Raw genomic sequence first — 7,702 nt, forward strand, 5'->3', positions numbered from 1 at the left:
GACTCCAGCTAAGAAAGTAGCTCCGGCTAAGAAAGCGACTCCAGCTAAGAAAGCAGCTCCGGCTAAGAAAGCGACTCCAGCTAAGAAAGCAGCTCCTGCTACAAAGTCTCCGTTGAAATTGACTGCACTCAATGGTGTTGGACCAGCTTTAGAAAAGAAACTTATAGCAGCCGGTATCACATCAATCGAGCAATTGGCCAAGCCTTCAGCAAAAGATAAAAAAGCACTTGAGGAGTTCAGCAAAGTCAGAGGTTCTGACACGTGGCAAAAACAAGCTGCAGAGCTGAACAAAGCTAAATAGCCTCGTAGAAGCAATTAAACATTAGGCCATAACTCTCCTGTTATGGCCTTCCATTTACACCCAAAAATTCTCTCTATTCCCCGACCTTCCAGTTTGTTAACCCATATTTCACATTGTTTTGAAATACAATTACTTACTGTAACTATTTTGTAACGTTGTACGTCACATCGTTACAAGTCTATAACCAAGTCGTGTTTTTCATTCTTGAAAATTACCATACAATTTACTTATAACTTACACATATAACTAATTTGCTTTGGTAACTACTTTGCATAAGCCGATTCATAAAGGTCTGACATTTCTTTCAACTCTCGCGATAACTTCGCCAGTGTTAGCTGCGGTATCGGTTGAGGATACTGAAAGCTCGACAATGCTATTGAAACTCATGGCAAGTGCAGGACTGGCAGCATTGTTTGGGACACTGTGCTTCATTTTGTTCCGTCTTAATGCCCGGCTAAAAAACAACGTAAAGTCGCATGAAGCTACCGAACAACTCATGTCGAAACTAAGTAGCGCGGTAACAAATAGTGGTTCCAGTATTGTTATTACAAGCAGCTCAGGCTTGATTGAATATGTAAATGACAAGTTTTGCCAAATAACGGGCTACCAACGCGACGAAATCGTAAATAAGCCAATCGGCATTCTCAAACCAAGCTCTGAACATTGCGCAGCTGATATTTGTGCTCTCGATAGCGGCTTCCTGCAAAAACAAGATAGTTGGGAAGGTGAAATTCTTTGCTCTAAGAAAGATTCTAGCGTTTTCTGGAACACTATTACGATCTCGGCCGTCTATGATAAACATAACGAAATTAGTAGTTACGTCCTGTCCGCCGTTGACGTCACAGCCTTAAAAGAAGCTACCCAGAAAATGGAGCACTTGGCTCTTTTTGACTCCCTGACCGGTTTAGCAAACCGTCGGCTTTTTATTGATCGACTGCACCAATCCATTCTTAATGCACGACGACATCAAAAACTGACAGCGCTGTTCTTTCTCGACCTAGACCAATTTAAACGCATCAACGACACGCTGGGACACCAGGCAGGTGATCAATTACTGCTTACGGTTGCTGACCGTTTAAAATCCTGTGTTCGAAAGCAAGATACAGTTGCCCGTTTAGGGGGGGATGAATTTACCATTCTGCTTAACGATATATCCGATATCGATAAAATATCTGCCATTGCTCAAACGATCCTGGACACTCTTAAGGAACCAGTTAGGTTGGGTAAACATGAGGTGATTGTATCAACAAGTATCGGCATTACCTTAGCACCAACAGACAGCATCAATAGCGAAACGCTCATGAAGAACGCCGACCTTGCCTTATATATGGCTAAAGAGAACGGTCGAGATGGCTACCACTTCTTTACTGAAGCCTTAAACCTCCGCGCAAACAAGCTTCTGGAAATTGAAAATGAATTACGTGAAGCAATTAAAAATAACGACTTTTACCTAAACTATCAGCCTCAAATTAATCTGAAGACGGGTGAAATATCTAGCGTTGAAGCTCTGATACGCTGGGAGCATGCGACGAAGGGAGACATTTCCCCTGCTGACTTTATTCCCGTAGCCGAAGAGACCGGCTTGATCGTACAAATTGGTGAATGGGTGCTGAGAAACGCATGTAAAGAAATCATGCAATTAAATGCCCTAACTGGTCGCTCATTGAGAGTTGCAGTTAACTTATCGCCACGCCAGTTTGATGACCCGGAACTGGTAAATGTTGTTTCAAGCGCCCTCGAGCATTCAGGCCTCGCCGCAGAAAACCTGGAAATAGAAGTAACCGAAAGTATGCTAATGAATGACATTGATGCTGTCATAGCTCAACTCAATAGCATCAAATCTACTGGTTCCACTATTACCATCGATGACTTTGGTTCAGGCTACTCCTCTTTAAGTTATTTAAAGAGCCTACCTGTAGATATTCTGAAAATTGACCAGTCATTTGTTTACGATATTCCTGATGACCTCAATGCCATGGAAATCGCGTCTGCGGTCATTGCCGTTGCACATAAACTTAACCTGAAGGTCGTTGCAGAAGGCGTTGAAAATATCGACCAAAGAGACTTCTTGGTAATCAATAAATGCGACTATGCTCAAGGATACTTCTTTAGCCGGCCATTGACCTTCAAGAAAATGCATAATTTCTTCATTGAAAGTGACCTAAAGACTGCTTAAGCATCCTCTTCTTAAGTAGTCTATTGCCCCTCCCCCAGCACTAATCAAAAATGTAAAACACTGTAAATCCGCTGCACTTGTGTGAACCTGTACTCTAGCTTAACGCTACCCAATTCCATTTACATAGAATTACATGATGTATAATGTCGTCACATTTGAGAATTTGGAGACTAAACAATGCTGGTTGTTTTCATACATAGCCTTGAAATAGCATTACTTACTTTGCTCGGCACACTTGCCTTCCGCGTACATAACTTATACACAGCTGCTGGCTACGCAGAGAGCGGGCATATTGACAGAGTGATTAAGCGCTTGATGCAAGGCGATGTTGTCGATAATCAAGAGTACGAAACCAAGATGGAAAGTCTTAAAAAAGCTCAAACCTTTTCTGGCATCCAGCTGTTAGACATCAAAAGAAATTATGGTGACCTGCACCAGGAGAATCTGTCTTGGTTACGCGAAGCGATTAGCCTTTACCTGATTGGAGCAATCGATTTGATTGGCAAAGAAGCAAAGTGCGGCACTCAAAGCAGGAAAGAGATAGCGATGTTGGTATTAAAGTCTAATTTAAATTTGACGACAGAAAATGCGCTCGCCTACTACAGGGAAGCACTCTACCGAAAACTTAGTAGTGACAACGACTTAATGGTTAGAGCTGGCGCGAAGGCTGCCAAGAACTGGTCAAGCTATGACCGTATTCCTAAGGAAATGTCGTTGAGTGCACAGCTTGATGAGTGGGGAATATTTGCCTAACCGGCAAATAGCTCCCAATTCCGGCCTAAATCAACGGCCTCATTATTGACCGGTCGGTTATCTTCAATTCTCACAGCACTTATTACCGGGCGACTCCATTCACCGCCATCGCTTCGAGTCATCGAATCAAGATCAACAGATCTAACTTGATAAACTACCTGATCATACATAACTTTAGAGCGATGAGATAAGCCATATACAAAGCGGCAATAGTCCAGCTTTAAGCTATATAAGCTCTTTTCGGTTTTATTTATTTTTTGAATTAGAACGTTTTTCAGGCCGTCGGCGTAATCCATCTTTGATCCCACTTATTGTTATTGTCTATTTCAATATTTAAAAGTAACAAGATGTAACGAGTATAAAAAATAGATAGGTACTATCGCAAGTGAAAATCTAGTAATCACAGCAACTTATGAAGTAGTTCAGATATTTGCTCAGCTTGAACGTCATGATCAAGCACTCGCATTAACCTTCCTTGATCATCTAACAAATAGACAAAAGCACTATGATCAACTGTATAGCTATTGCCTTCACCTGCCTTTTCACGACCTGAACGGAAAAAAGTTCCGTAAGCTGAGCTAACCGAAGTAATTTGTTCAACACTCCCACTTAAAGGAATAATATTTGGATGGAAGAATCCGGTGTATTCTTTTAAACGCTTATCATCATCACGATGCGGATCAACCGTTATAAACAATGCGGGGACATCCTTAAAGTCTTCATGACTGCTCAATACATCTCGTATCTTTGACAAACCAACAGGGCATACATCAGGACAGTAAGTGTAGCCGAAATAAAGAATGACAGGATGGCCGCGCAATTGGCCCAGGCTAAATGCTTTACCCTCGTGCAGTAAGTCAAAGTCCCCCGCTTTAAGGTATTTAGCTTTTATATCCCGTTCTATATCTGAAGACATAAAACGCATTGCAAGCACAATAATTGCGATAGAAATGCCGACAAGAAGAATTGTGAAAGGAAGCCTATTTACCATAGCTTAGAGCCCATGCTGAGAAGTCTTAAGATCAAAATCTAAACGAATCGTTTTCCCCTGAAACTCAAAGTTGACAACTAAGCGCCATACCATCTCAGCATCGACCGTACATATTGGAATCATTCCACTTAATAAAAATTCGTTAGCCAACTCAGCTTTGGAGGATAAGAAGTGTTGCCCCATATCCATATCTCGCCCTTCAACCCAAGCAACAAGGTTTGAGAGTTCTGCTCCAGCATTGTTCATTGTATGAAACTTCAACTGGAAACGTTCTAGGGCTTTAATTTCACTAGGACTTACTTGAAGTCTAAGCTCCAAGTCATTGAATAGGTGCAAACGACAGTCATCGGCACTAATATCGCAATCGGAACTAAAATTATAATCAGGCTTTTGGTGCTCGTTGGGTGCACTTTTGTCATACAAGGCAAAAAGAATTAGGCCTAAAAAAACAAGACAAACAAGCAGCGCACCCGTCACATAATCTTTCAGCTTAGCCACCCGGGGCTCCCGCAGTCGAAGAGCTATCTAAGCTACCCTCTGTCGACGCGGCTCTGTCATTTTCGAACCTTCTCAAAATCTGTTCAATTGCAACCAGTTCATCATTAATCTTTAACTTGTCATGCTTAGAGGCAAAACTAAACTCAACACCGTAATTAAATCGGCTATGGTGCTTTTCTTTATATCGAACAAGCCCTTTAAGCAAAGGCAACTCAACTTCTACATCCTCTTTTAACAACTTTAGGGATAGAACTACTTCGTCCCCTAAGTGATAGACCTCGTCAGTCTGAATCCCCATGCCATAACGACTGAAGTCAAAAGGTACAACAGGTATCCATTCCTTTTTAAAAAGGCTTCGTTTAATGTAAACACTAGATTCCAAACGCAACCAATTATGCCGTTCTGTCCGTCGGCGCTCATTTGCCATTATTATTTTCTCATTGATTTGATAGTTGTATCTTATAGGTTACACGGCGCCCTTCGACCTTAACGCCTTCCACAGAATAAGAACTGCTAACCGGTATATTCCAACTGCCAGGAGCTCCCCCTCCCAGACTTGCCACATTTATCTGATCTATATCGCTTTCAAGATAGACTTCTTTTTCATCTTTAGACAAGACGTCGAAATATTTGTAACCATTTTCTTTTGCTATTTCAGCACAGCGCTTTAGTGCAAAGCCATGAATCGTTTCCCAACTACGATTCGCACTCTCGGTATACTCCACATAAAAAATCCCTTTCCCAGCTTTTAGATCCCTATACCCTGAATTCCCTTCTTCCGCCGCGTGATACACTGCGGCACATGCACTTAACAATACAGACAAAGCAGTAATTGCTATAAACCTTATCTTTTGCATAACAAACCTTGCCTTAATTTTACGTAAAAAGTGTCGAAAGCTAATCATTCAAGTATACAAGAACTACGAATTTTGCCCAAGCGGCCTTTAAGGTCGCAATATGTCAATAAATACCTAAAGAATAATTCTACGCTAGCGCAGCTCTAATATTTATTATCAAACACAATACTTATCAACATTAGTACAACAAACAACAATAATACGATGAACAAAGCTATTTTTGAACATTTCCCGGAACTTAAAAGTGCCTGTCCTTGCTTGAATTTTGCAGACCTTCCTGCACCTATCACAAAATTTGGAGGACCTCCTTCTAATATATGGATAAAAAGAGACGATTTAAGTCACTCAGAATACGGAGGAAATAAAGTTAGGAAGCTTGAGTTCATCCTCGCCGATGCGTTGGAAGCGAACAAGAAGCGTATTTTAACATTTGGAGCAATCGGCAGTAATCATGGCGTTGCGACCACTTATTTTGGCAGTAAGTACAAGCTTTCTACCAACATTATATTATTCGATCAGGCCATATCAGACACCGTTCTTAACAATCTTCGGCTAATGTGGGAACTTGGTGCAAAACTGGACTACAGAAAAACGATCGCTAAAACGGCTTTCCATTTTTATCAACGAAGCTTGTTTGAGAAAAGGCAGACTTATAGCTTGTTCGCAGGAGGCTCAAATGTTGTTGGCTGCCTCGGCTTCGTCAATGCTGCTTTTGAACTGAAAATGCAAATTGATGCTCAGTTAATTCCCGAACCTGACTATCTATACTGTCCTGTGGGTTCTAGCGCAACACTTGCCGGCTTGACCCTTGGCTGTAACTTACTGGGACTAAAAACCAAAGTCATTGGCGTTCGTGTCGCCCCATCGCATCTCGGCCCCATTGAAACTTGCACAGATAAAACTATTGCTAAACTGATGATGAGAACGGCTAATTATTTAAAGCATCGATCCGACAAGCTGGAAATAAAAAAAGCGCCCCAAATACACTTAAACAATTATTTTTTCGGTGATGGCTACGGTTTAAGCACCACAGCAAGTAAGGCCGCGCTCAAGCTATTTGCAGCTCATCATATAAACCTCGAATCAACCTATACAGCGAAAACTGCGGCAGCAGTACTGAGTCACGCTCAAGCCGAGAAAGATAAAACTTTTGTCTATTGGCACACGTTCAACTCTCGTGACACCAATCTGCTACCAGCTAGTTCAAAAACCTATGCACTCCCCCAAGAGCTTAAAGCACTACTGACACCCAACACGAGCCTATAAGGGACTAACGAACAATGATAGAACAACTCAACGAACTATTTGAACTGTATCAAGACCCTATGTTTTTAGCCTTTCCCGTCGCGACACTCGCCCTGAGTGTCGGTACTTTTCTTGTCGTTGCCACCCCCTGGACAATTCTTGCTTGGCTTGACCCAGATTGGGCAAAGCCCTATAAAATTCAAGACAAACCCTTCCAGGTAAGAAAATATTTCTGGCCCAATATCGCTAGAATCAGCTTCAATTCGCTGATCATGCTTGTGCTCCTCATTATCTTTTGGCCAATTCTCCGTTATAGCGATATTCACGAAGGCCCTATACCAGCTTGGTACGTCTGGGTAATTCAAATTATCTTTTTTCTTTTGTTGGATGACTTTCTTTTCTATTTAATGCATCGCTGGCTACATGAAAACAAATGGATGCTACGCAAGGTTCACTCGGTCCATCATAGAATTCACAACACCTGCGCATTAGACGGTAACTACTTTCATGTTATCGAGTTCATCTTGATCGGCAGTCTAGCCATGCTCGGCCCTATTTTACTTGGCTGCCATCTTTATGTGCTCTATGCCTGGATTATTATTAGAAATATTGAAGCCGCTGACGGCCATGCAGGCTATGACTTTCCATGGAATCCTTTGCGGTTTTTGCCTTTATATGACGGCCCGGTTTACCACGACTTTCATCATGCACGCTTTAAAGGCAACTATGCCGGGGCGCTTCATTATCTGGATAAGTATTTTGGCACGTACATAAAAGAATATTTACGCTATAAACAAGAACACAAATACCCTGGATCAGAAGTAAAAAACGAAGCACCCGACAGAATTAACTAGCTCAAAAATATCACTACTGATGACAGC

10 protein-coding genes are annotated in these 7,702 nt (G+C 41.8%); 5 read left to right on the top strand and 5 right to left on the bottom strand.

Annotated features, from left to right (window positions below; all coding sequences use genetic code 11):
* The 3 genes from A3735_RS13295 to A3735_RS13305 all read left to right on the top strand — a co-directional run.
* The coding region (locus A3735_RS13295; RefSeq protein ID WP_197485890.1) for a helix-hairpin-helix domain-containing protein at positions 1-301 on the top strand (301 nt) is incomplete at its 5' end.
* A gap of 268 nt (positions 302-569) precedes the next feature.
* The gene (locus tag A3735_RS13300; protein ID WP_231872234.1) at positions 570-2,477 is read left to right on the top strand and encodes an EAL domain-containing protein; all 1,908 of its coding nucleotides are present in this window, start codon (positions 570-572) and stop codon (positions 2,475-2,477) included.
* A 177-nt stretch (positions 2,478-2,654) separates the two neighbouring features.
* Positions 2,655-3,230, top strand: coding sequence for a hypothetical protein (locus tag A3735_RS13305; RefSeq protein ID WP_068512475.1), 576 nt, complete (start codon positions 2,655-2,657; stop codon positions 3,228-3,230).
* On the opposite strand, the gene A3735_RS13310 is transcribed toward A3735_RS13305, so the two are convergent.
* From A3735_RS13310 to A3735_RS13330, 5 genes are all read right to left on the bottom strand, one after another.
* Positions 3,227-3,526: a hypothetical protein gene (locus tag A3735_RS13310; protein WP_068512472.1), complete on the bottom strand. Its 300-nt coding sequence runs from the start codon at positions 3,524-3,526 to the stop codon at positions 3,227-3,229. The genes A3735_RS13305 and A3735_RS13310 overlap by 4 nt on opposite strands.
* Positions 3,527-3,630: 104 nt before the next feature.
* Positions 3,631-4,221, bottom strand: a complete 591-nt coding sequence (locus tag A3735_RS13315) for an SCO family protein (RefSeq protein WP_068553709.1) — start codon at positions 4,219-4,221, stop codon at positions 3,631-3,633.
* A gap of 3 nt (positions 4,222-4,224) precedes the next feature.
* Positions 4,225-4,719, bottom strand: a complete 495-nt coding sequence (locus tag A3735_RS13320) for a hypothetical protein (RefSeq protein ID WP_068511937.1) — start codon at positions 4,717-4,719, stop codon at positions 4,225-4,227.
* Positions 4,712-5,146: a PilZ domain-containing protein gene (locus A3735_RS13325; RefSeq protein ID WP_068511419.1), complete on the bottom strand. Its 435-nt coding sequence runs from the start codon at positions 5,144-5,146 to the stop codon at positions 4,712-4,714. Before A3735_RS13325 ends, A3735_RS13320 begins: the two co-directional genes overlap by 8 nt.
* A 10-nt stretch (positions 5,147-5,156) precedes the next feature.
* A complete protein-coding gene (locus tag A3735_RS13330; protein ID WP_068511421.1) occupies positions 5,157-5,576 on the bottom strand; it encodes a hypothetical protein in 420 nt (139 codons plus the stop codon).
* Between the two features lie 204 nt (positions 5,577-5,780).
* Here A3735_RS13330 and A3735_RS13335 point away from each other — a divergent pair, with 204 nt between their 5' ends.
* Together A3735_RS13335 and A3735_RS13340 are read left to right on the top strand one after the other, a co-directional pair.
* On the top strand, positions 5,781-6,842 hold the full coding sequence (locus tag A3735_RS13335; protein ID WP_068511422.1) for a 1-aminocyclopropane-1-carboxylate deaminase/D-cysteine desulfhydrase: 1,062 nt from the start codon (positions 5,781-5,783) through the stop codon (positions 6,840-6,842).
* A gap of 14 nt (positions 6,843-6,856) precedes the next feature.
* Positions 6,857-7,675, top strand: coding sequence for a sterol desaturase family protein (locus A3735_RS13340; RefSeq protein WP_068511425.1), 819 nt, complete (start codon positions 6,857-6,859; stop codon positions 7,673-7,675).
* Positions 7,676-7,702 lie beyond the last annotated feature (27 nt).

It is taken from the genome of Oleiphilus sp. HI0061 (assembly GCF_001635675.1).